A 660-nucleotide genomic window follows, 5' to 3' on the forward strand; every position below is an offset into this window, starting at 1 on the left:
TGCGGCGGACATCCGCCACGTTTCCGAACGATGCGACGCGCTCGAACGAATTCTGCATTCGCGCACGACCTCTGCGACCGGATCGTCGTCCCGGGCAGCGCGGCTGAGCGACTGCATCGCCACCATCGCCGGGTCGGCGGACAGGCGCAGCGTCGTCGCCCTCGAACACGTCCTCGCGGACCAGCTGGCCGACCGGCTCCACACCCTCGAATCCCTCGCGATCGCCCTCGGGGACCGGCCGCTGCAGCAGTGGGCACGTGGACTCCACTCCGTCGGCGCCGCCTGATTCCGCTGCCGTTTCCGTCCCGCCCGCCGGGGTGACGTGCCAGGCTGGAGCCACGGTCCTGCCGAGCTGTGTCGGCGGCCCGGTTGGAGGAGACGATGACGTCCACGCTGCCTCGACGTGCCGGATCCGACCGCGACGATGTCCGGATGCTGACCATGGGCGTCGAGGAGGAGTTGCTGCTCGTCGATGCCGACTCCGGCCGGCCCCGGCTCAACAGCGCGGCCGTCGTGGCGGGTGCCCGCGACGCCGGGCTCGACCTTCAGCTCGAACTGTCGCGCTGCCAGGTCGAGACCGCCACCTCGGTCTGCACACGGATCGACGAGCTGCGCCGGGAACTGCGCGTCTCGCGGGCGGTCGCGGCGGGCGCCCCCCCC

At 72.1% G+C, this 660-nt stretch carries 2 protein-coding genes; both read left to right on the top strand.

Features of this window, described 5'->3' with window-relative positions; translation table 11 throughout:
• The coding region (locus OEY_RS0117830; protein WP_010595187.1) for a hypothetical protein at nucleotides 1-286 on the top strand (286 nt) is incomplete at its 5' end.
• A gap of 95 nt (nucleotides 287-381) precedes the next feature.
• On the top strand, nucleotides 382-660 hold a 279-nt coding region (locus OEY_RS0117835), incomplete at its 3' end, for a glutamate-cysteine ligase family protein (protein ID WP_010595188.1).

Origin of the sequence: Rhodococcus sp. P14 (assembly GCF_000256505.1) — a bacterium.
GTDB classification, from domain to species: Bacteria; Actinomycetota; Actinomycetes; order Mycobacteriales; family Mycobacteriaceae; genus Rhodococcus; species Rhodococcus ruber.